General features: G+C 72.0%; 19 protein-coding genes. 10 read left to right on the top strand and 9 right to left on the bottom strand.

From position 1 onward, the window contains the following. The first annotated feature begins 176 nt into the window (after positions 1-176). From CP973_RS31855 to cimA, 5 genes are all read left to right on the top strand, one after another. Positions 177-1,226 carry an agmatine deiminase family protein gene (locus CP973_RS31855; RefSeq protein ID WP_150247290.1) on the top strand — a complete coding sequence of 350 codons (1,050 nt, stop codon included), beginning with the start codon at positions 177-179 and terminating at the stop codon, positions 1,224-1,226. Between the two features lie 17 nt (positions 1,227-1,243). Next, positions 1,244-1,873 (top strand): TetR/AcrR family transcriptional regulator, encoded by a 630-nt coding sequence (locus tag CP973_RS31850; protein ID WP_150247289.1) that lies wholly within the window; start codon positions 1,244-1,246, stop codon positions 1,871-1,873. 203 nt (positions 1,874-2,076) lie between these two features. Next, positions 2,077-3,285 (top strand): TolB family protein, encoded by a 1,209-nt coding sequence (locus CP973_RS31845; RefSeq protein WP_150247288.1) that lies wholly within the window; start codon positions 2,077-2,079, stop codon positions 3,283-3,285. 114 nt (positions 3,286-3,399) lie between these two features. Further along, on the top strand, positions 3,400-4,734 hold the full coding sequence (locus CP973_RS31840) for an MFS transporter (RefSeq protein WP_150247287.1): 1,335 nt from the start codon (positions 3,400-3,402) through the stop codon (positions 4,732-4,734). Between the two features lie 365 nt (positions 4,735-5,099). After that, a complete protein-coding gene (gene cimA, locus CP973_RS31835) occupies positions 5,100-6,710 on the top strand; it encodes a citramalate synthase (protein WP_150250571.1) in 1,611 nt (536 codons plus the stop codon). An 89-nt stretch (positions 6,711-6,799) separates the two neighbouring features. On the opposite strand, the gene CP973_RS31830 is transcribed toward cimA, so the two are convergent. Next, positions 6,800-7,441, bottom strand: a complete 642-nt coding sequence (locus CP973_RS31830; RefSeq protein WP_150247286.1) for a YceI family protein — start codon at positions 7,439-7,441, stop codon at positions 6,800-6,802. Between the two features lie 221 nt (positions 7,442-7,662). Between CP973_RS31830 and CP973_RS31825 the strand changes: the two genes are divergently transcribed. The 4 genes from CP973_RS31825 (at position 7,663) to CP973_RS31810 (ending at position 13,128) form a co-directional block, all read left to right on the top strand. Continuing rightward, positions 7,663-10,107: a polysaccharide lyase 8 family protein gene (locus tag CP973_RS31825; protein ID WP_150247285.1), complete on the top strand. Its 2,445-nt coding sequence runs from the start codon at positions 7,663-7,665 to the stop codon at positions 10,105-10,107. A 260-nt stretch (positions 10,108-10,367) separates the two neighbouring features. Further along, positions 10,368-11,951 carry an acyl-CoA carboxylase subunit beta gene (locus CP973_RS31820; protein ID WP_150247284.1) on the top strand — a complete coding sequence of 528 codons (1,584 nt, stop codon included), beginning with the start codon at positions 10,368-10,370 and terminating at the stop codon, positions 11,949-11,951. Between the two features lie 54 nt (positions 11,952-12,005). Continuing rightward, positions 12,006-12,212 (top strand): acyl-CoA carboxylase epsilon subunit, encoded by a 207-nt coding sequence (locus CP973_RS31815; protein ID WP_150247283.1) that lies wholly within the window; start codon positions 12,006-12,008, stop codon positions 12,210-12,212. Between the two features lie 253 nt (positions 12,213-12,465). Then, positions 12,466-13,128: a DUF4360 domain-containing protein gene (locus tag CP973_RS31810; protein ID WP_150247282.1), complete on the top strand. Its 663-nt coding sequence runs from the start codon at positions 12,466-12,468 to the stop codon at positions 13,126-13,128. 3 nt (positions 13,129-13,131) lie between these two features. Here the strand turns inward: CP973_RS31810 and CP973_RS31805 are convergent, their stop codons facing one another. After that, on the bottom strand, positions 13,132-14,472 hold the full coding sequence (locus CP973_RS31805; protein ID WP_150247281.1) for an MFS transporter: 1,341 nt from the start codon (positions 14,470-14,472) through the stop codon (positions 13,132-13,134). Positions 14,473-14,681: 209 nt separating this feature from the next. Between CP973_RS31805 and CP973_RS31800 the strand changes: the two genes are divergently transcribed. Next, positions 14,682-16,451, top strand: a complete 1,770-nt coding sequence (locus tag CP973_RS31800; RefSeq protein WP_150247280.1) for a dihydroxyacetone kinase family protein — start codon at positions 14,682-14,684, stop codon at positions 16,449-16,451. Between the two features lie 61 nt (positions 16,452-16,512). Here CP973_RS31800 and CP973_RS31795 read toward each other — a convergent pair whose 3' ends face one another. From CP973_RS31795 to CP973_RS31765, 7 genes are all read right to left on the bottom strand, one after another. Further along, on the bottom strand, positions 16,513-17,091 hold the full coding sequence (locus CP973_RS31795) for a GTP-binding protein (protein WP_073447656.1): 579 nt from the start codon (positions 17,089-17,091) through the stop codon (positions 16,513-16,515). Then, positions 17,072-17,680: a DUF742 domain-containing protein gene (locus CP973_RS31790; RefSeq protein ID WP_150247279.1), complete on the bottom strand. Its 609-nt coding sequence runs from the start codon at positions 17,678-17,680 to the stop codon at positions 17,072-17,074. Before CP973_RS31790 ends, CP973_RS31795 begins: the two co-directional genes overlap by 20 nt. Before the next feature lie 84 nt (positions 17,681-17,764). Next, positions 17,765-18,178, bottom strand: coding sequence for a roadblock/LC7 domain-containing protein (locus tag CP973_RS31785; protein WP_018087204.1), 414 nt, complete (start codon positions 18,176-18,178; stop codon positions 17,765-17,767). A 10-nt stretch (positions 18,179-18,188) separates the two neighbouring features. Further along, a complete protein-coding gene (locus tag CP973_RS31780; protein ID WP_150247278.1) occupies positions 18,189-21,431 on the bottom strand; it encodes a sensor histidine kinase in 3,243 nt (1,080 codons plus the stop codon). Positions 21,432-21,855: 424 nt separating this feature from the next. After that, positions 21,856-22,455: a GTP-binding protein gene (locus CP973_RS31775; RefSeq protein WP_150247277.1), complete on the bottom strand. Its 600-nt coding sequence runs from the start codon at positions 22,453-22,455 to the stop codon at positions 21,856-21,858. Beyond that, the gene (locus tag CP973_RS31770) at positions 22,436-22,846 is read right to left on the bottom strand and encodes a DUF742 domain-containing protein (RefSeq protein ID WP_003986417.1); all 411 of its coding nucleotides are present in this window, start codon (positions 22,844-22,846) and stop codon (positions 22,436-22,438) included. The genes CP973_RS31775 and CP973_RS31770 overlap by 20 nt, the downstream gene beginning before the upstream one ends. A gap of 97 nt (positions 22,847-22,943) precedes the next feature. Beyond that, positions 22,944-23,357 carry a roadblock/LC7 domain-containing protein gene (locus tag CP973_RS31765; protein WP_167538637.1) on the bottom strand — a complete coding sequence of 138 codons (414 nt, stop codon included), beginning with the start codon at positions 23,355-23,357 and terminating at the stop codon, positions 22,944-22,946. Positions 23,358-23,360 lie beyond the last annotated feature (3 nt).

Below are 23,360 nucleotides of genomic sequence, written 5' to 3'. Positions count from 1 at the left end.
TTGAGGCTTGCACTAAATGTGTGCGCAGTAATGCGGCTACATGCTTGGCTGCTCGCGAGCACCCGTTTAGAGTGACGCACTAAAGCGCCGCTTGATCGGCGCCTCCAACCGCGGGGCGGCCCGGACGGGGGCCGCCCCGCCCCTCGGCCTTCCCCGCCCCCATCCCGGAGGACCCCATGACCACCCCCGCCGCCGACGGCTTCCGTATGCCTGCCGAGTGGGCTCCGCATGAGCGGACCTGGATGGCCTGGCCGGGGCCCAATGCCACCTTCGGTGCGGAAGGCGGCGAGGAGTTGGCGCGGGCCCGGCGGGCGTGGGCCGGTGTGGCCCGGGCGGTGCGGCGGTTCGAGGCGGTCACGGTGGTGGCGAGTCCCGGGCAGACGGACCGGGCGCGGCTGCTGCTCGGGGCGGGAATCGAGGTCGTCGAGCGGGCGCTGGACGACGCCTGGATGCGGGATGTCGGGCCGACCTTTCTGACCGGCGGGGGCGGGCAACTGGCCGCTGTGGACTGGGTGTTCAACGGGTGGGGCGGGCAGGACTGGGCGCGCTGGGAGCGGGACGCGCAGATCGGTGGGTACGTGGCCGGGCTGGCCGGGGCCCGTGCGTACCGCTCGTCGCTGGTGAACGAGGGCGGCGGGCTGCACGTGGACGGTGAGGGGACCGTTCTGCTGACGGAGACCGTGCAACTCGATCCCGGGCGCAATCCGGGCCGTACCCGGGAGGAGGTCGAGGCGGAGGTCCATGCCTGCCTCGGCACCACGAAGGCGGTCTGGCTGCCGCGCGGACTGACCGCCGACTACGGGCGCTTCGGCACCCGTGGGCACGTGGACATCGTCGCGGCCTTCGCCCGCCCCGGCGTCGTCGTCGCGCACACCCAGCCCGACCCTGCCCACCCCGACCACGCCGTGTGCGAGGAGATCGTCAAGCTGCTGCGTGCCTCTACGGACGCGCGCGGCCGACGGCTGGAGGTGGTCGAGGTGCCCGCGCCGACCGTGGTGGAGACGGACGGCGAGCCGGTGGATTATTCGTACATCAATCACTACCTGTGCAACGGCGGCGTGGTGCTGTGCGCGTTCGATGACCCGCGCGACGAGGAGGCAGCCGCGATCTTCCGGCGGCTGTTCCCGGAGCGCGCGGTGGTGCAGGCCGACGCCCGTACGATCTTTGCAGCTGGCGGTGGCATCCACTGCATCACCCAGCAGCAGCCCAAGGTGGGCACCGTGTGACGTACCCGGAGGTTTCTGTGTCCGGACCGGTCCGCCGACCCCGGCGGCGGCTCGCCCAGCCCCGCGAGCAGGTCCTCGCCGCGGCGATGGCCACCATCGCCGAAGCGGGCCTGGAACGGCTGACCATGGCCGGGCTGGGCCGCGAGGTCGGCATGAGCAGCGGGCACATCCTCTACTACTTCGGTACGAAGGACGAGCTGCTGCTCCAGACCCTTCAGTGGAGCGAGGAGCAGTTGGGCGCCCGGCGGCGGGCGACGCTCGCCCGCCGTGTCCCGGCCCGCGAGCGGCTCGACGCGCTGGTGGAGCTGTACCTGCCCGATGGGCGCCGGGACCCGCGCTGGGCCCTGTGGCTGGAGGTGTGGAACCGCTCGCAGAACGCGGACGACGCGGCCCGCGAGCGCCAGCTCGACCTGGAACTGGCCTGGCACCGCGATCTGGTGGCGCTCCTGGTCGAGGGCGCCTCGAAGGGCGAGCTGCGGGCGGTGGACGCGGAGCGCTTCGCCACCCGTACGCGCGCGCTGCTGGACGGCTTCGGTACGCACCTCGTCGTCGGCCTGCCGGGGCTGGACCGGGAGCAGGTGCTGCGGCACGTGGCGGAGTTCCTGGACGAGGCGTTGACGCCGGCAGGCGCTCCGACTGTGCCTTGAGGGCTGAGCGGACGCCCTGACTCTCGTACCGGTTGTACGGAAAAGAGCGCATTGACCCTGTCGCCGGAGACGCGGTTGTATCCCCTCGCGCTCCGGCGCAGGGCCGGAGGCGGATGTTTCCGGGGGGAAGCATGGGCGTGGGCAGGGGCGGAGACAGGAGAAGAGACAGGGGCGGGGGCAGACGCGCGTCCGCGGGGGCCGTCGTGGCCGCCGTGCTCGTCGGGGCGGTGGCGGCCGGCGGCCCGCCCGCGGCGGCCGGTGGCCAGGGGCCGCGCACCGAGCGGGTGAACACCGCCCCCGACGGCTCCGAGGCGGTCGGCGGCGGCTCGTTCAACGCCGCGATCAGCGCCGACGGCCGGTACGTCGCCTTCGACTCGGAGGCCGGCAACCTCGTGCCGGGCGACGACAACGACGGCACCCTCGTCCGCGACGTCTTCCTGCGCGACCGCCGCACCGGCACCACCCGCCGCCTCAACGCCCCGCTCGGCCACGGCAACGCCGACTTCGCCGCGATCAGCGCGGACGGCCGGTACGTCGCCTTCGACGCCGAGACGGACGGCCAGTACCACGTCTACGTCCACGAGATCCGCACCGGGCGACTGGAGCGCGCCGACCTGGACATGGACGCGGGCTTCACCGGCGGCGAGGCGCCCGCGCTCAGCGCCGACGGCCGCTATGTCGCCTACGTCGGCCGGCAGTCCACCGTCCCGCCGGAGAAGGAGGAGATGAGCCGGATCTACGTACGCGACCGCAGGACCGGGATGACGCGCCGGGTCAGCCGGGTCCCCACCAAGGAGGGGCGCGGCTACGACTCCGTGCGTATCAGCGCCGACGGCGCCAAGGCCGTCTACCGGGAGCGCAGCCGCCGCGGCGGCGGTCCCGGCGGCGAACGCGACTGGGCCGACATCCACCTCGCCGACCTGCGCACCGGCGAGCAGCGGCAGATCGACACCACCGCCGACGGCGCGCCCGCCACCTCGGGCTCCACCGACCCGCTGATCAGCGCCGACGGCCGCACCGTGGCGTTCAACTCCGCGGCCAAGAACATCGTGCCGGTGCCGGACGAGGCCCGCTCCTATGCCTTCGTACGGGATCTGCGCACCGGCGCGATGCGGCGGGTGGACGGCATCGACGGCAACCAGTACGCCGACGCGGACGCGATCAGCCCGGACGGCCGACGGCTGCTGCTGCACTCCTACGGCGTCGAGTACGGGCTGTACGTCAAGGATCTGAGGACCGGGAAGGACACCCTGGTCAGCCCCGGCACCGACGGAAAGCCGAGGGCGGCCACCGCCGGGCCCGACGCGATGACGCCGGACGGCCGCAAGGTCGTCTTCGAGTCGCACCTCGACGATCTGGTCGCGGGCGACACCAACCACGAGACCGATGTGTTCCTGCGGCACGCCCGCTGAGGGGGCGACCGCCCCGCGCGGCCTTGGTGGCGCCTTCCCCGCAGGTAACGAAGCGTGATCGTTGCCCGTCGCACCCTTGCCGCGGCGGGCTCCGGTCGGCGACCGTGATCGGTCATGGGACGAGAGCAGTGGAAGAAGATCTGGGTCGGCTCGGCCGGCAACATGGTCGAGTGGTTCGACTGGTTCGTGTACGCCAGCTTCGCGGTGTACTTCGCCGACTCCTTCTTCCCCAAGGGCAACGACACCGCCAACCTCATGAACACCATGGGGATCTTCGCGGTCGGCTTCTTCATGCGGCCGGTGGGCGGCTGGCTGCTCGGCCGGGTCGGTGACCGCAAGGGCCGCAAGGCCGCGCTGACCCTCACCGTCACCCTGATGTCCGCCTCGGCCGTCCTCATCGCCGTCGCGCCGACCTACGCGGTGGCCGGCTACGGCGGCGTCGCGGTGCTGCTCATCGCCCGCATGCTGCAAGGGCTCTCGGTCGGCGGCGAGTACGCGGCCAGCGCCACGTACCTGACGGAGGCCTCCGCGCCCGGCCGCCGCGGCTTCGCCTCCAGCTTCCAGTACGTGTCCATGACCGCGGGCCAGCTCCTCGGCCTCGGCCTGCAGATCGTCCTCCAGCGCACCATGTCCGAGGACGCCCTGCACAGCTGGGCCTGGCGCATCCCGTTCATCATCGGCGCGCTCGGCGCCGCCATCGTCTTCTACCTGCGGCGCAACATGCTGGAGACGGAGGTGTACGCGCAGGACGACAGCGCGCACAGCGACCCGGCGCGCGGCACGATCAAGGCGCTGTGGGCGCACAGGCGCGAGGCGTTCCTCGTCATAGCGCTCACCATGGGCGGCACGGTCGCGTACTACACGTACACGACCTACCTCACCAAGTACCTGTCCGGCACCGCCGGGCTGGCCAAGCCCACCGCCTCGCTGGTCAGCTTCTGCGCGCTGTTCGTCTTCATGTGCATCCAGCCGCTGGCGGGCCGGCTCTCCGACCGGATCGGCCGCCGCCCGCTGCTGATCACCTTCGCGGTCGGCTCGACCTTCCTGACCGTGCCGATCATGACGCTGCTCAAGCACGCCGGCAGCTTCTGGCCCGCGCTCGGCCTCTCGCTGCTGGCCCTGCTGGTCGTCACCGGCTACACCTCGATCAACGCCTGCGTGAAGGCCGAACTCTTCCCCACCGGCATCCGCGCCCTCGGCGTCGCCCTCCCGTACGCCATCGCCAACGCCCTCTTCGGCGGCACCGCCGAATACGTCGCCCTCTGGTTCAAGAACGGCGGCATCGAATCCGGCTACTACTGGTACGTGGCGGGCTGCGCGGCGGTGTCGCTGATCGTCTACGTCACGATGCGCGAGACGAGGACGATCGACCTGAATCGCGTACAGCGGGCGGAGCGCGGGGGCGCGGCATTCCCCACTCAGACAGGGCCGCAGCCGGCGAAGAAGTAGCCCGTCCGGGGGCACCTCCCGGCGGTGGCCGGGGGAGCTTGAGGACGATCGGGAACGGGCCGCCCCGGCGGCCCGAACTGTGAGACACCCCGCGCCCCTCCGGGAACGTATGGCAAACTGACGCCCGTGCCCTCCCTCGCCATGATTATTGGCAGCAGGCGCGCCGGTCCGCAGTGACCGCCCCGTACGTACCGAGTACGGCGCGGTCACCGTCGTCCCAGACCCGCGCGCAGACCTCTCGCATCCGCGAGGGGTCTTTTCGTTTCCGGCCCACCCATCGCCGGCGGCGGAGCGCGAGGGACCATGAGGGGGCGGTGGAACCGGTCATTCCGGTAAACCGAGACCCGACAGGAGCCATGAGCAGCATGACGGACGCACCCGAACCCGCGTTGTCCGACGCCTTCCACGTCTTCGACACCACGCTGCGCGACGGCGCGCAGCGTGAGGGCATCAACCTGACCGTCGCCGACAAGCTGACCATCGCCCGGCACCTGGACGACTACGGCGTGGGCTTCATCGAGGGCGGCTGGCCCGGCGCCAACCCCCGGGACACCGAGTTCTTCCAGCGGGCCCGCGCGGAGATCGACTTCAGGCACGCCCAGCTGGTCGCCTTCGGCGCGACCCGCAAGGCAGGCGTGCGGGTCGAGGACGACCCGCAGGTCACGGCCCTGCTGGAGTCGCAGGCGCCGGTCGTCACCCTCGTCGCCAAGTCGCACGTACGGCACGTGGAACTGGCGCTGCGCACCACCCCGGAGGAGAACCTCGCGATGGTGCGGGACACCGTCGCGTACCTGCGCGCGCAGGGCCGCCGGGTCTTCCTGGACTGTGAGCACTTCTTCGACGGGTACGCCCTCGACCCGGCGTACGCCAAGGAGGTCGTGCGGACCGCGAGCGAGGCCGGCGCCGACGTGGTCGTGCTGTGCGACACCAACGGCGGCATGCTTCCCGCGCAGGTCTCGGCCGTCGTGCGGACGGTGCTGGCGGACACCGGGGCGCGCCTGGGCATCCACGCCCAGGACGACACCGGCTGTGCGGTGGCCAACACCCTCGCCGCCGTGGACGCGGGCGCCACCCACGTGCAGTGCACCGCCAACGGCTACGGCGAGCGCGTCGGCAACTCCAACCTCTTCCCGGTCGTGGCCGCCCTGGAGCTGAAGTACGGGCGCCGGGTGCTGCCCGAGGGCAAGCTGGCCGAGACCACCCGGGTCTCGCACGCCATCGCCGAGGTCGTCAACCTCACCCCGTCCACCCACCAGCCGTACGTGGGCGTCTCGGCCTTCGCGCACAAGGCCGGGCTGCACGCCTCCGCGATCAAGGTCGATCCGGACCTGTACCAGCACATCGACCCGGCGCTGGTCGGCAACAGCATGCGGATGCTGGTCTCCGACATGGCGGGGCGGGCCTCCATCGAACTCAAGGGCAAGGAGCTGGGCTTCGACCTGAGCGGCGACCGGGAGCTGGTCGGCCGGGTGGTGGAGCGGGTCAAGGAGCGCGAGCTGGCCGGGTACACGTACGAGGCCGCCGACGCCTCGTTCGAGCTGCTGCTGCGCGAGGAGGTGGAGGGCCGGCCGCGCCGGTACTTCGAGGTGGAGTCCTGGCGGGCGATCGTCGAGGACCGGCCGGACGGCTCGCATGCCAACGAGGCGACCGTGAAGCTGTGGGCCAAGGGCGAGCGGCTGGTGGCCACCGCCGAGGGCAACGGTCCGGTGCACGCGCTGGACCGGGCGCTGCGGGTGGCCCTGGAGCAGATCTACCCGCAGCTGGCCGGGCTGGAGCTGGTGGACTACAAGGTCCGCATCCTGGAAGGCCGCCTGGGCACCGGTTCGACCACCCGTGTCCTGGTGTCCACCAGCGACGGACAGGGGGAGTGGTCCACGGTCGGCGTCGCGGAGAACGTCATCGCGGCGTCCTGGCAGGCGCTGGACGACGCGTACGCGTACGGGCTGATGCGGGCGGGCGTCGAGCCGCAGGAGTAACCGCCGTACGCGGGATGTGACCGCGGCCCCGTACCGCTCCTTGGGGGAGGAGCCGGTGCGGGGCCGCGGGATTTCCGGGAGCCTACGGCTCAGGCGGCGGCCTTGACCGCGGAGATGTCGAAGGTCAGCTTGACCTTGTCGCTGACCATCACGCCGCCGGTCTCCAGCGCCGCGTTCCAGGTCAGGCCCCAGTCGGAGCGCAGGATCTCGGCGCTGCCCTCGAAGCCCACGCGCTCGGCGCCGTACACGTCCGTCGCCGCGCCCTGGTACTCCAGGTCGATGGTGAGCGGCCGGGTGACGTCCTTGATCGTCAGGTCGCCGGTGACGCGGTAGGTGGTGTCGCCGACCCGCTCGGCGGCGGTGGAGCGGAACGTCATCAGGGGGAAGGCGTCGGCGTCGAAGAAGTCGCCGCCGCGCAGGTGGGCGTCGCGGTCGGCGATGCCGGTGTCGACGGACGCGATCGTGACGTCCACGGCGGCGGTGGAGCGGGCCGGGTCGGCGCCGTCGAGGTGCAGGGTGCCCTCGTGGGTGCCGAACGCGCCGCGGACGTTGGTGACCATGGCGTGCCGCACGGAGAAGCCGATCCGGCTGTGCGCGGGGTCGATGGTGTAGTCGCCGGTCAGCGCGGCGAGGGCCGGGTCGGCGTCGAGGGCGGCGGCGGGCCGGTGGGCGGTGGTGCGGCCGGTGTCCGCGGCCGTGGCCGTGGCGCGCTTGCGGGTGAACAGAGCCATGGCTCCTCCTCGGAAGTGATTTGTTAAAACTTCAACGAGATTGAGCGTAGCGGTATCTAGTTCAAGTTTCAACCTTTGCTTCACGGGGGAGTGATGCGGAGCGTCCCGTGCGGTCGGCGTGTCATGGGCATTGTCGGAGGGCGGGGGCCGTGCTAGACCGTCGGACATCGTTCAACCAGACCGTTTCCGTACGCAGTTGACGTTCACGGAGAGGACGGAGCATGCCGCCTTCCCCCGTCTGGTCCCGCCGCGGCTTCCTCGGCTTCTCCGGAGCGGGCGCGCTCGGCCTGGCGCTGGCGCCCGCGCTCACCGGGCCGGGCGCCGCCGCGCACGCCGCCGACGGCGACCCGTACGAGACGCTGCGCCGCCGCTGGCTCGGCATCCAGCTCGGCACCGGCTACGACCCCGCCGCCGAGCCGTACGCCGCCCGCCTGAAGGAGACCGGCGAGCTGGCCCGCGGCTTCCGTACGGCCATGCGCCCGGCCGCCGGCTCGCTCTGGCCCGACAGCCCCTTCGACCCGCCGGCCGGCATCACCCGCAGCTACCACCGCCTCGCCACCATGGCCCGGGCGTACCTCCAGCCCGGCACCGGCCTGACCGGGGACACTGGCCTCGCCACCGACGTCGTCAAGGGCTTGGACCATGTGCACGACACCGTCTACCACTCCGGCACGACCCGGTACGGCAACTGGTGGGAGTGGCAGATCGGCAGCCCCCGGCTCCTCCTGGACACCGTCGCGATGCTGTACGGGCAACTCGGCCAGGAGCGGCGGGAGCGCTGCCTCGCCGCCGTCGACCACTTCGTCCCGGACGCCATGCTCGGCGACTACACCGGCACCAGCACCGGCGCCAACCGGGCCGACCTGTGCCGCGTCGTGGCGCTGCGCGGCGTCCTCGGCCGGGTCCCGGCGAAGATCGCGCTGGCCCGCGACGCCCTGTCGCCGGTCTTCCCGTACGTCACCAAGGGCGACGGCCTCTACGCCGACGGCTCCTTCATCCAGCACACCTGGGTCGCCTACTCCGGCACCTACGGCTTCGTCCTGCTCGACGGGCTCGCCCGCCTCTTCCTGCTGCTCGGCGGGACCGACTGGGCCGTCACCGACCCGAAGCGGCAGATCATCTTCGACAGCGTGGAGCACGCCTACGCGCCGCTGCTCCACAACGGCCTGATGATGGACAGCGTCAACGGGCGCGCCATAAGCCGCGGCTACCAGCGCGCCGACGAACGCCGGGTGATGCGCGGCGACCACTTCCACGGCCACGCGCTGATCGCGGCCGTCGCCCTGCTCGCGGAAGCGGCCACGTCCCGGGAGCGGGAGCGCTGGCAGGCGATGGTCCGGGGCTGGATCCGGCGGGACACCAGTTACCCGGTTCTCGCGGACCGGCAGTACGAGGTCGCCGATCTGGCCCGCCTCAAGACGCTCGCGGACGACGGCGGCCCGGTCGCGCCGGAACCCGTCGCCCACCGGCTCTTCCCGGCCATGGACCGGGCCGTGCACCGCCGTCCCGGCTGGGCCGCCGGCCTGGCCATGGCCTCGGACCGCATCACGTACTACGAGAACGGCAACGGCGAGAACCCGCGCGGCTGGCACACCGGCGCCGGAATGCTCTACTGGTGGGGCCGCGATTTCGGGGGCGACCAGTACACGGACGCGTTCTGGCCCACCGTCGACCCGTACCGCCTGCCCGGCACGACCGTGTCCGCCAAGCGGCTGGCCGACAACGAGGGCGGCGGCTGGGGCGCGCCCAAGCCCGCCGCGCGGTGGGTCGGCGGGACGACCGACGGCGAGTACGCCGTGGTCGGACAGGACGTGCGCGGCCTCTCCTCGTCCCTGCGCGCCAAGAAGTCGTGGGTCTTCGCCGCGGACTGCGTGGTCTGCCTGGGCGCCGGCATCACCTCCCGCGACGGGGTGCCCGCCGAGACGGTCGTGGACAACCGCAACCTGGGCCCGTCGGGAATGCCCGTGCTGACCGTCGACGGCGTACGGCGGCCCGCGGAACCGGGGCGGCGGCTGTCCTTCCCGCGCGCCCGCTGGATCCATCTCGCCGGGCACGGCGGGTACGTCTTCCCCCGCCTCCCCGGCAGGGGAGAACCGGTTCTGCACGCGCTCCGCGACACCCGGACCGGCGCCTGGAGCGACATCAACACCGGCGGCTCGCCCGAGCCCTTCACCCGCCGCTACCTGACCCTCTGGTTCGACCACGGCACCGACCCGGCGGACGCCGCGTACGCGTACCTGCTGATGCCCGGCGCGGGCCCGCGCGCCCTCGCCGCGCGGGCCGCCGACCGCCGCTGGCTGACCGTCCTGGCCAACACCGGCGAGCGGCAGGCGGTCGCGATCCCGTCGCTCGGCCTGACCGCCGTGAACTTCTGGCAGGCCGGTTCGGCGGGCGGGCTGACCGTCTCGGCGCCCGCGAGCGTGCTGCTGCGCGAGCGTCCGGCGCGTGCCGCGTACGGGCGGCACGGCGGGCGGACGGCGTCACTGTGCGTGGCCGAGCCGCCGCGTACCGGCGAGCCGTTCGAGGTGGTCTGGGACCGGCCGGTGCGCGCGGTGCTCGCCGCCGATCCCTCCGTCACGGTCCTGGCGACCGCTCCGGCCCTGCGCGTCCGGGTCACCCCGGGCGGCTCCTGCACCACCCACACCTGTACGGTCGCCCCTCGCTGACCGGCCGTTCGCCCTGATCAAGGCCGCTTTCGGGGGCCGGCCGGGCCTCGGCGGCGCCCGGCCGGACAGTGGGGGACCACAACGCCGCCCGGTCGCGCTTTGTCGGGCCCATACATACCGATCGGGTCTTCCGGGGTGCCGACCAGGCCGGACGCGGGCCGCGTACAGGCGGCTTCTGTTCTGCCTGCCCACCAAATCGCTTCCGACGTTGTACGAAACCGACATCGGTTCCGGAGGCCCCGGACACGTACCGTCGATACATGACCACTGTCGAAGATGTGCCCGCCGAGGCGAACGATGCCCGCGGGCGGGTCGCCGAGCTGCACGCCATCCGTGAGCAGGCCCGGCGCGGCCCCAGCGAGCGGGCGACCGAGGCGCAGCACGCCAAGGGCAAGCTCACCGCGCGTGAGCGGATCGAGCTGCTGCTGGACGAGGGCTCCTTCCGGGAGGTCGAGCCGCTGCGCCGGCACCGGGCGACCGGTTTCGGCCTGGAGGCCAAGAAGCCCTACACCGACGGTGTGATCACCGGCTGGGGCACGGTGCACGGCCGGACCGTGTTCGTCTACGCCCATGACTTCCGGATCTTCGGCGGGGCGCTGGGCGAGGCCCACGCCACCAAGATCCACAAGATCATGGACATGGCCATCGCCGCCGGTGCCCCGCTGGTGTCGCTGAACGACGGCGCCGGGGCGCGGATCCAGGAGGGTGTCTCGGCCCTGGCCGGGTACGGCGGCATCTTCCAGCGCAACACCAAGGCCTCGGGAGTGATCCCGCAGATCTCGGTGATGCTCGGCCCGTGCGCGGGCGGCGCCGCCTACAGCCCGGCGCTGACCGACTTCGTGTTCATGGTCCGTGAGACCTCGCAGATGTTCATCACCGGCCCGGACGTGGTCCGCGCGGTCACCGGCGAGGAGATCACCCAGAACGGGCTGGGCGGCGCGGACGTGCACGCCGAGACCTCCGGGGTGTGCCACTTCGCCTACGACGACGAGCAGACCTGCCTGGAGGAGGTCCGCTTCCTGCTGTCGATGCTGCCGCAGAACAACCGCGAGCAGCCGCCGTCGGTGGCCTGCGAGGACCCCGCCGACCGCGCGGGCGACGCGCTGCTGGACCTGGTGCCGGCGGACGGCAACCGGCCCTACGACATGCGCAAGGTCATCGAGGAGCTCGTCGACGACGGCGAGTACCTGGAGGTCCACGAGCGCTGGGCCACCAACATCATCGTGGCGCTGGCCCGGCTCGACGGCGAGGTCGTCGGCCTGATCGCCAACCAGCCGCAGTCGCTGGCCGGGGTGCTGGACATCGAGGCCTCCGAGAAGGCCGCCCGCTTCGTGCAGATGTGCGACGCGTTCAACATCCCGATCGTGACCCTGCTGGACGTGCCGGGCTTCCTGCCGGGCGTGGACCAGGAGCACGGCGGCATCATCCGGCACGGCGCCAAGCTGCTGTACGCGTACTGCAACGCCACGGTGCCGCGGATCTCGGTGGTGCTGCGCAAGGCGTACGGCGGCGCGTACATCGTCATGGACTCGCAGTCCATCGGCGCGGACCTGACCTACGCCTGGCCGACCAACGAGATCGCGGTGATGGGCGCCGAGGGCGCCGCCAACGTGATCTTCCGCAAGCAGATCGCCGAGGCGGACGACCCGGAGGCGATGCGGGCGCGGATGGTCAAGGAGTACAAGTCCGAGCTGATGCACCCGTACTACGCGGCCGAGCGCGGCCTGGTCGACGACGTGATCGACCCCGCCGAGACCCGCGAGGTGCTCATCCGCTCGCTGGAGATGCTGCGCAACAAGCACGCCGACCTGCCCGCCCGCAAGCACGGCAACCCGCCCCAGTAGGCGCGGACGGCGACGCCCCGATACCGACCGGACCTTTCGCAGACCGGAGAAGACGTGACCACTCCCGTTCAGACCAGCCCCATCCGCGTGGAGAAGGGCGATGCCAGCGAGGAGGAGCTGGCGGCGCTGACCGCCGTGCTGCTCGCCCGCGCCGCCCACCAGCCCGCCGCCGTCCCGGCCCGCCGGCGCGCCGCCAGCGCCCGCTGGCGCCGCCTGGAGCGCCAGCACGGCTTCCACGGCGCCGGCAGCTGGCAGCGCTGAACACGGCCGTCCCGACGGGCCCGGTACTCCCCGCGAGTGCCGGGCCCGTGGCGTCGCCCCGTCCGGTGCTTTGTTCGGCCCTTCCGGTCCGTTGCTGCGACGGCCGAATCAAGGCGTAGGTTCACACCGACTCTCGGGGCGGGAGCTGTCCATCCCGTGATCCCCGTGCTGACATGCGCTCGTCATCGCCGCTCCCGGCGTCCCCGTAACCGCCGGCCCGGGAGCAGCCCCCTGACGACCGGAAGGAATGCCCATGTTCCGCACGCTGGGTGCCGGTGCCGCCGCGGCATCGCTGCTGATCCTCGCCGGAGCGGCGTCCCCCGCCTCCGCACAGGCCTCCCGGTTCGGCGACGCGCCGCCGGACGGCAAGATCACGATCAATGTCGCCACCGTCAACGGCTCGGGCTGCCGGCCCGGCAGCGCCGCGGTCGCCGTCGCGCCCGACAACACCGCGTTCACCGTGACGTACAGCGAATACCTCGCCCAGGCGGGCAAGGACAGCAGACCCACGGACTCCCGCAAGAACTGCCAGATCGCCCTGAACGTCCAGGTCCCGCAGGGCTTCACCTACGCCATCGCCCGCGCCGACTACCGCGGCTACGCCCAGCTCGCGCCCGGCGCCATCGGCCTCCAGCAGGCGGGCTACTACTTCCAGGGCAGCGCGCAGACCGACCGCAAGAGCCACCGCTTCACCGGTCCGTACGACGCCAACTGGCAGAGCTCGGACGAGACCGGGATCGACGCGCTGGTCTACGCCCCCTGCGGCGAGAAGCGCTACTTCAACATCAACACCGAGCTGCGGGTGGACGCCAAGGGCTCCGACCCCAAGCTGACCAGCTTCATGGCGATGGACTCCACGGACGGCAGCATCAACACGAAGTACCACTTCTCGTGGAAGCAGTGCCCCAAGCCGTAGCCGTTACGGAAGCCGGGCCCCGCCGGGCCCGGCTTCCGCGTACGGCGGTGCGGGGGCAGCGGCGCCGGCCGGGGCCGCCTCGCGGCCGTCCCGGCCCTGTCCCGCGGCGGGCTCCGGCAGCTTCAAATACAGCGTCAGGGCGGCGGAGAGCACGTACAGCGCGGCGAAGACGATCACGACGCCCGCCGGGCCGAACGGGCCGAGGAAGACGCTGACGATGGCCGGGCCGACGAAGGCCGCGCCGCCCGCGCCCAGGTTGAGCAGGGCCATCGCGCCGCCCTTGTGGTCCGGCGCGAGGGCCGGGACCAGTGCGGAGATGGGCACGAACCCGGCCAGCGTGATGCCGTAGAGCATGCCGACGGCGATGGCCACCCCGTAGTTGCCGCCGACGGCCTTCGGCACGAAGTAGAGGGTGAGGGTGGTGACCGCGCAGCCCAGGCCCCCGAAGGAGGCGATGGTGCGCCGCCAGCCGATCCGGTCGCCGATCACCCCGAACAGCAGGTTGCACAGCACATTGGTGCCGTAGATGACGGCCAGCAGGGTCAGCCAGCGGCCCTGCCCGAAGCCCAGTTCCTCGCCGAAGAAGGTCGGCAGGAAGACCAGGAAGCCGAACTCCGGCGCCGTGTTGATCACGCGCACCACACAGCCGACGGCGACCTTCGGGTGCGTCCAGGCGATGGACAGGCTGGACAGCAGCGACTGCACGGGCCGCACCTCCGGCGGGGCGAGCCGGGCGAAGCCGGTGCGCTCGCGGACGCCGAGCAGACAGCAGACGCCGCCCAGGACGATGATGCCGAGCGCCACCCACAGGGTGCCGAACTGGCCGAACCACGGGTTGGTGACGCCCGCGACGAGCGAGCCGAGGGTGGGCAGGCCGCCGGTGAAGGCGACGTAGAACCAGCCGACCGCGGTGCCCATCCGGGCCGCCGGCGCGGTGGCGGTGATCCATACCAGGAAGCCGAAGGCGAAGAGCGGATAGCCGAAACCGCGCAGGCCGTAGAAGACCAGCATCAGCGGGTAGTTCCCCGGGCCCAGCGCCAGGGCCAGGAAGAGCACGTCGAAGACGACCCACACGGCCAGGCCCAGCTGCATGACGCGGCGCGGGCCCCACAGGTCCGACAGCGCGCCGGAGAGCCAGGAGGCGAGCATGACGGTCACGCCGTACGCGGTGATCACGTAAGAGGCGTGCACCTCGGTGCCCGCGCCGTGTCCGGCCATGTACGGGGCGATGAAACCGGATTCGACACCGTCGCCGACCATGAACAGCAGCACGCCGAGGTAGCCGAGGACCAGTGGCCTCGGGATGCCCAGCCGGTCGGGGAGCGAGAGCTGCGGTGGGGCCATGGCTGCCTCCGGGCGGTGCGGTGCGGTGCGGTGTGGTGCAGGCAGCATGAACCCTGTGAAGTTCACATGCAAGGTGTGATGCAGAGTCTTTTTCGGGGGGTTCTTCGCAGTTACTTCGCAATAACAGGGGTGGATTACGCCAGGAGGGGTGACGGATATGTGATCCGGGTGTTAAATCCAACAAGGGACGAAACAAAGGAGTGAGCCCGATGACCACCACCCCCGCCGCCGGCCCCGGCCACGACCCCGGGACCTTCCGTGAGGACTGGCTGGAGGGCCTGGCCGACGCCTACGCCCGCACGGTGCGCCGGGTCCCGGACACCTACGGGGTCGTCGGGCGGCACGCGCCGCGCCCCGGCAAGGTCGCGGTCGTCATCGGCGGCGGTTCCGGGCACTACCCCGCCTTCGCCGGGCTGGTCGGCCCCGGCCTCGCCGACGCGGCGGCCGTCGGCGACGTCTTCGCCAGCCCCAGCGCCGAACAGGTCTACCGCACCGCGCGGGCCGCGGACGGCGGCGCCGGCGTGCTCTTCAGCTACGGCAACTACGCCGGCGACGTGATGCACTTCGGCCTCGCCGCCCGCCGCCTGGCCGCCGAGGGCGTCGACGTCCGTACGGTCCTGGTCACCGACGACGTGGCGAGCGGCCCGCCGCCGGTCGAGGGGCAGCCGGTCGACCCGTCCCGCGACCGGCGCGGCGTGGCCGGCGACTTCTTCGTCTTCAAGGTGGCGGGCGCGGCGGCCGAGCGCGGCGACGACCTGGCGGGCGTGGCCCGGCTCGCGGCCCGCGCCAACGCGCTGACCCGCACCTTCGGTGCCGCGTTCGCCGGCTGTACGCTGCCGGGCGCGAGCGAGCCGCTGTTCACCGTCGACGCCGGGACGACCGAACTCGGCATGGGCATACACGGCGAACCCGGCCTGCGCACCACCCGCCACCTCACCGCGTCGGAACTGGCCGACGCGCTCGTCGACAACCTCCTGCGGGAACTCCCGGCGCCGCCCGCCGGGGGAGACGGGCGGGCCGCCGTCCTCCTCAACGGCCTCGGCCGCACCAAATACGAGGAGATGTTCGTCGTCTACCGCCAGGTCAACCGCCGGCTGCGCGCCGCCGGGCTGCGCCCGCACCGCCCCGAGGTCGGCGAGTTCGTCACGTCCTTCGACATGGCGGGCGTCTCGCTGTCCGTGATGCTCCTGGACGACGAACTGGCCGAACTGTACGACGCGCCCTGCGACACCCCGGCGTTCCGCAGCGTGCCGGCGGACCACGACGACCTGCGGCCGGCGGAATCCGTACCCGCCGCGCCGCCCGCCCCCGTCCGTACCGCCCCTTCCACCGGCCTCCCCGCCACCGGCCTCCCCGCCACCGCCGCTCTCCAGGCCGCCCTCGACCTGATCGCGGCCGACGAGGACGAACTCGGCCGGCTGGACGCCGTCGCCGGGGACGGCGACCACGGCATCGGGATCGTCCGGGGCCTGCGCGCCGCCGTCGCCGCGGCCCGCGCGGCCGAGCCGGGACCGGCCGACGACCCCCGTTCGGCGGGCGCCGCGCTGCTCGCCGCGGGCCTCGCCCTGGCCGACGCCTCGGGCGGCGCGTCCGGCGCCCTGTACGGCACGCTGCTGGCCGAGACCGGCGCCGTACTCGCCAAGGCGGAGAGCTACTCCACCGCGCTGCTCGCGGACGCCGTCGAGGCCGCGCAGCGGGCCGTGACGGAGCTGGGCGGCGCCCAGGTGGGGGACAAGACGATGCTCGACGCGCTGGACCCGTTCCGGGCCGAACTCCGCGCCCGCGCCGCCGAACCCCTCCCCGGCGCCTGGAAGGCCGCCGCCCAGGCCGCCACCCGCGCCGCCTCCGCCACCGCGGACCTCACCCCGTCCCGCGGCCGCGCGGCCCGTATGGGTTCCCTGGGGCACGGTCACCCGGACGCCGGAGCGGTGTCGCTGTCGCTTCTGGTGACGGCGGTCGGCGATCATCTGAACCGCTAGAGCGGCCCACACCGAAAACCCCCGCACCCGAGGTGCGGGGGTCGTCGCGTCGAGGGGCCGGTCAGCGCAGGCGGGCCATGAGGGCGTGTTCGACGAGGGTGATGAGGGCGCTCTTGGCTTCGCTGCGGTGGCGGGCGTCGGTGGTGATGATCGGGGCGTCGGGGCCGATCTGGAGTGCTTCGCGTACTTCGTCGGGGGTGTAGGGCTGGTGTCCGTCGAAGCCGTTGAGGGCGATGACGAAGGGCAGGCCGCTGTTCTCGAAGTAGTCGACGGCGGGGAAGCAGTCGGCGAGGCGGCGGGTGTCGACCAGGACGACGGCGCCGATGGCGCCGCGGACGAGGTCGTCCCACATGAACCAGAAGCGGTCCTGGCCGGGGGTGCCGAACAGGTACAGGATCAGGTCCTGGTCCAGCGTGATGCGGCCGAAGTCCATCGCCACCGTGGTGGTGGTCTTGTCCGGCGCGTGCGTGAGGTCGTCGATGCCGGCCGACGCCGAGGTCATCACGGCTTCGGTGCGCAGCGGGTTGATCTCTGAGACGGCCCCGACGAACGTGGTCTTGCCCACGCCGAAGCCGCCCGCCACCACGATCTTCGCGGAGGTGGTGGAGCGGGCTGCACCGCTAGAGCTTGCGAAGTCCACTGAGCACCCTTTCGAGCAGTGTCACATCTGGCTGTCCGCCGGCGGTCTCGTCCCCGCCGGGCTGATGGATGGCGACGAGTCCGGCCTCCGCCAGGTCGGCGACGAGGATTCGGGCGACGCCGAGGGGGATGGAGAGGAGGGCCGAGATCTCGGCCACTGACTTGATCTCGCGGCAGAGGTGGCAGATGCGCTGGTGCTCCGGCAGTTGGCCCTGCATCCTGGCCGGGTCGGCGGTCGTGCTGACCAGCGCCTCGATGGCGAGCTGGTAGCGCGGCCGGGTCCGGCCCCCGGTCATCGCGTACGGGCGCACGAGCGGGTTGTGCGCGCCCCCCGTGGGGGCCGACGGCCCGTTGCGCCGTTGCCGGGGCGGTGCCGGCTGGACACGCGGCGCCCGCGGCTGCTCGTACGGCGACGGCTCGTACGGCTGCCGGGAGTCGTACGGCCGCTGCTGATACGGCTGCTGGGGCTGCGGCGGCTGCTGCCGACGGCTGGGCGCGGAAGGAAAGTTGAAGCGGTTGTGCCGGTGCTCGCCCTGGGACCCGGACTGCTGTCCGGGACCGTACGGGTAACCGCTCGGGGGCGTTGCCACGTCTCCTCCTTCAACTTGCCAATCTGACGCCGGTCGCGCCACCGCACCCTACGGCGCGGTGGCGGGAAACGCACTGCCTGTCTGCTAGTTGAGAAGGCTGCCCTGCAGTTCCGCGCGCAGGTCCGGCGTGAGCACCGTGCCCGCGCGGTCGACCAGCAGGGCCATCTCGTAACCGACGAGGCCGATGTCGCACTCCGGGTGCGCCAGTACGGCCAGCGACGATCCGTCGGAGACGGACATGATGAAGAGGAAGCCGCGCTCCATCTCCACCACGGTCTGGTTGACACTCCCGCCCTCGAAGATGCGGGAGGCGCCGGAGGTCAGCGAGGTGAGGCCGGAGGCCACCGCCGCCAACTGATCGGCTCTGTCCCGAGGGAAGCCCTCGGACATGGCGAGGAGGAGACCGTCCGCGGAGACCACGACCGTGTGGGACACACCGGGGGTGTTGTCCACGAAGTTGGTGATCAACCAGTTCAGGTTCTGCGCCGCCTGGCTCATCGGGCTCACACTAACGCTCCTGATCGTAGGTGCTGCCGGGGCCGAAGCCCTGTTGGTCATTCTGGGGGACCTCCTGGTCCGTGCCCACGTTGCGTCCCTGCTGGACCCCGCGCCGCAGGTTGCTCAGCCGGCCGCGGACGTCCTCCGGAGCGCGGGAGACCTGCGGGCCGCCCTGCGGGCTCTGCTCCGCCGTGCCCTCGACCAGGTTGGCCTTGGGCACCCGCCGGGGCAGACCGGAGGAAGTGACTCCGCCCGCCTTCGGCTCGCGCAGCCGCTCCGCCCGCTGCCAGCGCTCGTCGTTGGCCGAGCGCCACTCGGAGCCGTCCGAACCGGTCTCCGGCGCGTTCCCCTGCGGGGCGGCCGCCGGGTCCTCCTGGGCCCGGGGCCTGGAGGACGCCTCCTCGAACGGCTGCCACTGCTGCTGAGCCTGCGGCTGGCCGGCTCCGCGGCGCGGAAGGCCGGCGTCGGTCAGCGACGGCGCGTCGTTCGGGGTGGGATCCGGACGGTGGAATGCTACGCGCTCCGGACTGTCCGCGGGAGCGGCCGACGGATTCCGGTCCGATTCCGTTTCCGGGCCGGAATAGCCGGTGTACGCTCCGTTTTCGGGCCGGTCGTCCTGCGGCCGCGTCTCGTACGGCACGTACGGCTGCTGGCCGGCGGCCTCGTCGCGACCGACTTCGGCAAGTCCCTGGCCCAGCTGCTGCCCGGTGTCGTACACCCCCTGCTGCGGTTCCGCATAGGGCTGTCCGGGCTGGTTCCCGTACCCCGCGCCACCGTGCTGCGCCGGGTCCTGGAACAGCTGTGCCGACGGGTCCTGATACGGCTGCGCCGCCGGGTCCTGGTACGGCTGCGCCGCCGGGTCCTGGTACGGCTGCGCCGCCGGGTCCTGGTACGGCTGCGCCGCCGGGTCCTGGTACGGCTGCCCCGACAGATCCGGGTACGGCTGCTGCTGCGCGGGATCGTGCGTCCGGCCCTGGGCGCCCGCGCCACCGGCCTGCGCCTCCAGCGCCGCCCGGCGCTCCTCGCGCAGCAGCGAACGGTTGACCGGGTCGAGCGGCGCGGCGCCGCCGTGCTGCCCGAAGCCGGACTCGTCGAAGCCGGGCTCCCCGGCCGGGCGGCCGTTGCCGGCGTAGGCGCCCTGCTCGTGCTCGGGGACGATCCGGGAGACCGTGAAGTCGTCGTCGTAGCCCTCCTCGCCGCCACCGCCGTGGGTGATGGCCTCGGGGAGCATGACGAGGGAGGTGGTGCCGGCCTGCTCGCCGGAGGGGCGCAGCTGTACGCGGATGCCGTGCCGGTCGGCGAGGCGGCCGACCACGAACAGGCCCATGCGCTGGGAGACCGAGGCGTCCACGGTCGGCGGGTTGGCCAGCTTGTGGTTGATGTCCGCGAAGTCCTCGGGGGTCAGCCCGATGCCCTTGTCGTGGATCTCGATCATGACCCGGCCGTCCGGCAGCCGGGTGGCGGCGACCCGCACCTTGGTCTGCGGCGAGGAGAACGTGGTGGCGTTCTCCAGCAGCTCGGAGAGCAGGTGCACGAGGTCGGTCACGGCGGTGCCGTGGATGTCGCCGTCCGGCACGCCGGACAGTTCGATCCGCTCGTACGCCTCGACCTCGGAGGTGGCCGCGCGCAGCACGTCGATCAGCGGCACCGGCTGGTTCCAGCGCTGGCCCGGCTCCTCGCCCGCGAGGATGAGGAGGTTCTCGCCGTTGCGCCTCATACGGGTGGCCAGGTGGTCCATCCGGAAGAGGTTCTCCAACTGGTCCGGGTCGGCCTCGTTGTTCTCCAGCTCGGTGATCAGGGTGAGCTGGCGCTCGATCAGACCCTGGTTGCGCTGCGAGAGGTTGGTGAAGATCGCGTTGACGTTGCCGCGCAGCAGCGCCTGCTCGGCGGCCAGCCGGACGGCCTCCCGGTGCACCTGGTCGAAGGCGCGGGCGACCTCGCCGATCTCGTCGGTGGTGTGGATCGGGATGGGCTCCACGCGGGTGTCCACGCGGCCCGGGTCCGTACGGGAGAGCTGGTCGACCAGGGTCGGCAGCCGCTGCTCGGCGACGCCGAAGGCCGCGGTGCGCAGCCGGCTCATGTTGCGGCTCATCCGGCGGGCCATCATGCCGGCCACCACGAAGGCGACGATCAGCGCGGCGATCACGATCGCGGAGTCGACGAAGGCGGACCGCTGCGCGTCCGAGGAGATCGCGGCCGCCTCGTCCACGGCCTTGTCGGCGAGGTCCTTCTCGATGGCCCGGTACATGTCGAACGTGCCGGTGGCCGCGGTGAACCAGCTCTCCGGCGTGATGCCCTGCGCGGCGAGCTGCTGCGGCGAGGCGCCGGAGGCGATGGCGCCAGCCATCGTGTCGAAGGACGGCGATGCCTCGCTCCGCTTCCTGAGCTTGGCCGTGTCGTCCTTCAGCCGCTGGACGTCCTCGGGGGTGCCGCCGGAGGTGTACTCGCCGATGGCGATGTTCTCCAGGTACTTGTACGAGGCGAACGCGGTCAGCTGCTGCTTGTGCTCCTTGCCGCCCTGCGGGGACGCCGGGGCGACCAGCAGGTGCGTACCGATGGAGCGGGTGAGCGACTCGGCGGCCTTGGCCAGCGAGACGGCGTAGACCGTACGGCCGTACGAGGTGATGTTGCCGGTGCCCAGTCCCAGCTCGTTGGCGAACTCCATCAGCGGGTGCTGGATGGCGACGTAGCCCTCTTCGGTGCGCACACCGGGCAGCTGAGAGGTGTACGCGGCCTCGCGCAGCTTCTTCAGACCCGGCTCGACCTTCTCGAAGGCGGCCAGGCGGCGCTTGAGGCCGCCCTTGTCGGGCATCTCCTGGACCGCGGCGTGGAACGCCTTCGCCGCGGTGTCGGTCGCCGCGCGCGCCTCGCTCACGGCCGCGTCGTCGCGCTTGCCCGCGAGCAGCGGCTCGGCGGTGCGGTCGCGCTCGTCGATGATGGCGTGGCTGTAGGCGGCGGCGGCCCGTACCAGCTTCGCGGTGTTCTCGGCGTCCCGGGCCTCCTGCCAGGTCTCGACCGAGCTGTTGACGCGCAGGCCGCCGAAGACCAGGGCGACGAGTACGGGAATGAGCAGGATCGCGTTGAGCCGGGTGGCCACGCGCCAGTTGCGCGGGGAGAACCGCCCGCCGCTCACCGGGGCGGTGGCGACCTGGTTCCCGGCAGCGCCGGCAGTCGGTGCCGCGCTGTGCGACGGTGGCGTGAAGTTGCCCCGCCGCGGTTTCTGCGGCTCGGGGCCCGGCCTGCTTCGCCTCACTCGACCAACAACCTCTCGGCGCCGGCACCGCGCCCTTTTGCGCCGTGCCGTTTTCTTCGGGGCCTCTTACTACTCCGGAGTTCAGCGAATTTCAGCACGTCAGGACCGTGCGTTCCAAACACTGGGCAAAAGCGGAGCAACGCGCTGAGCGGCGCAGATAAAAGGGGCGTTAAGGGCGAGCGGCGCCAAAATGCGAGAGAAATGTGCGCACAGCGGAGCCGCGTGTGCGCGCCGGGTATCGGCGGCGGGTGAATTCTCTGTCGAAACGTTATGAACGCGTCGGGCGGCGTGGCCAAGGACACAGATCCCGTGGCGGCTCGCGGGAACCGGCGCTCACCCGCGACCTTTCCGGCGCCCGGGGGCGCCGGTCCGGTGTACTCATTGCCCGGGGCAACCTACCTGTCGGCGAGGTGGCGTGAAAGCGTCACTTCAGGCGGGCCATGAGGGCGTGTTCGACGAGGGTGATGAGGGCGCTCTTGGCTTCGCTGCGGTGGCGGGCGTCGGTGGTGATGATCGGGGCGTCGGGGCCGATCTGGAGTGCTTCGCGTACTTCGTCGGGGGTGTAGGGCTGGTGTCCGTCGAAGCCGTTGAGGGCGATGACGAAGGGCAGGCCGCTGTTCTCGAAGTAGTCGACGGCGGGGAAGCAGTCGGCGAGGCGGCGGGTGTCGACCAGGACGACGGCGCCGATGGCGCCGCGGACGAGGTCGTCCCACATGAACCAGAAGCGGTCCTGGCCGGGGGTGCCGAACAGGTACAGGATCAGGTCCTGGTCCAGCGTGATGCGGCCGAAGTCCATCGCCACGGTCGTCGTGGTCTTGTCCTGCACGTGGCTCAGATCGTCGATCCCCGCCGAGGCGGAGGTCATCACGGCCTCCGTGCGCAGCGGGTTGATCTCCGAGACGGCCCCGACGAACGTGGTCTTGCCCACGCCGAAGCCGCCCGCCACCACGATCTTCGCGGAGGTGGTGGACCCGCCGCCCTGAGCGGCGGCGGGCCCGGCCCCGTCAGAGCTTGCGAAGTCCACTGAGCACCCTTTCCAGCAGCGTCACATCGGGCGTACCGCCGGCCTCGGTGCTGCCGCCCGGCTGGTGGATCGCCACCATGCCGGCCTCCGCCAGGTCCGCGACCAGGATGCGGGCCACCCCCAGCGGGATGTGCAGCAGCGCCGAGACCTCGGCGACCGACTTCACCTCGCGGGTCAGGTGGCAGATGCGCTGGTGCTCCGGCAGCAGACCGGGCAGCTGGGACGGGTCGGCGGTGGTGCTGACCAGCGCCTCGATGGCGAGCTGGTAGCGCGGCCGGGTCCGTCCTCCGGTCATGGCGTACGGGCGGACCAGCGGCTGGTCACCTTCGCCCCCGTACGGCGCTTGGCTGTAGGCGCCGTACGGGCCGGGCGAGGCGGGTGGCGGGGTCATGGGGTCCTCCGGACGGGACAACTGACTGTCGTCGGGTTGGGCCGGTGGGGGGTGCGGCACGGTGGTCGGTGGGTCGGGTCGTGACGTTCGGCGGGACTCAGTGCAGCAGGCTGCCCTGGAGCTCGGCGCGCAGGTCGGGCGTCAGCACCGTGCCCGCGCGGTCGACCAGCAGGGCCATCTCGTAGCCGACGAGGCCGATGTCGCACTCCGGGTGCGCCAGTACGGCCAGCGACGATCCGTCCGAGATGGACATGATGAAGAGGAAGCCGCGCTCCATCTCCACCACGGTCTGGTTGACACTCCCGCCCTCGAAGATGCGGGACGCACCGGAGGTCAGCGAGGTCAGCCCGGACGCCACCGCGGCCAGCTGGTCGGCCCGGTCGCGCGGGAAGCCCTCGGACATGGCGAGGAGCAGTCCGTCCGCGGAGACCACCACCGTGTGGGACACACCGGGGGTGTTGTCCACGAAGTTGGTGATCAACCAGTTCAGATTCTGCGCCGCCTGGCTCATCGG

Origin of the sequence: Streptomyces albofaciens JCM 4342 (genome assembly GCF_008634025.1) — a bacterium.
GTDB classification, from domain to species: domain Bacteria; phylum Actinomycetota; class Actinomycetes; order Streptomycetales; family Streptomycetaceae; genus Streptomyces; species Streptomyces albofaciens.
This window is presented reverse-complemented; position numbering and strand designations above follow the sequence as displayed.

Coding starts and splice junctions, on each gene's coding strand:
- cimA (WP_150250571.1), top strand. CDS start 5,100: ATGACGGACGCACCCGAACCCGCGTTGTCCGACGCCTTCCACGTCTTC.
- CP973_RS31830 (WP_150247286.1), bottom strand. CDS start 7,441: ATGGCTCTGTTCACCCGCAAGCGCGCCACGGCCACGGCCGCGGACACC.
- CP973_RS31810 (WP_150247282.1), top strand. CDS start 12,466: ATGTTCCGCACGCTGGGTGCCGGTGCCGCCGCGGCATCGCTGCTGATC.
- CP973_RS31840 (WP_150247287.1), top strand. CDS start 3,400: ATGGGACGAGAGCAGTGGAAGAAGATCTGGGTCGGCTCGGCCGGCAAC.
- CP973_RS31820 (WP_150247284.1), top strand. CDS start 10,368: ATGACCACTGTCGAAGATGTGCCCGCCGAGGCGAACGATGCCCGCGGG.
- CP973_RS31805 (WP_150247281.1), bottom strand. CDS start 14,472: ATGGCCCCACCGCAGCTCTCGCTCCCCGACCGGCTGGGCATCCCGAGG.
- CP973_RS31770 (WP_003986417.1), bottom strand. CDS start 22,846: ATGACCCCGCCACCCGCCTCGCCCGGCCCGTACGGCGCCTACAGCCAA.
- CP973_RS31825 (WP_150247285.1), top strand. CDS start 7,663: ATGCCGCCTTCCCCCGTCTGGTCCCGCCGCGGCTTCCTCGGCTTCTCC.
- CP973_RS31765 (WP_167538637.1), bottom strand. CDS start 23,357: ATGAGCCAGGCGGCGCAGAATCTGAACTGGTTGATCACCAACTTCGTG.
- CP973_RS31800 (WP_150247280.1), top strand. CDS start 14,682: ATGACCACCACCCCCGCCGCCGGCCCCGGCCACGACCCCGGGACCTTC.
- CP973_RS31785 (WP_018087204.1), bottom strand. CDS start 18,178: ATGAGCCAGGCGGCGCAGAACCTGAACTGGTTGATCACCAACTTCGTG.
- CP973_RS31855 (WP_150247290.1), top strand. CDS start 177: ATGACCACCCCCGCCGCCGACGGCTTCCGTATGCCTGCCGAGTGGGCT.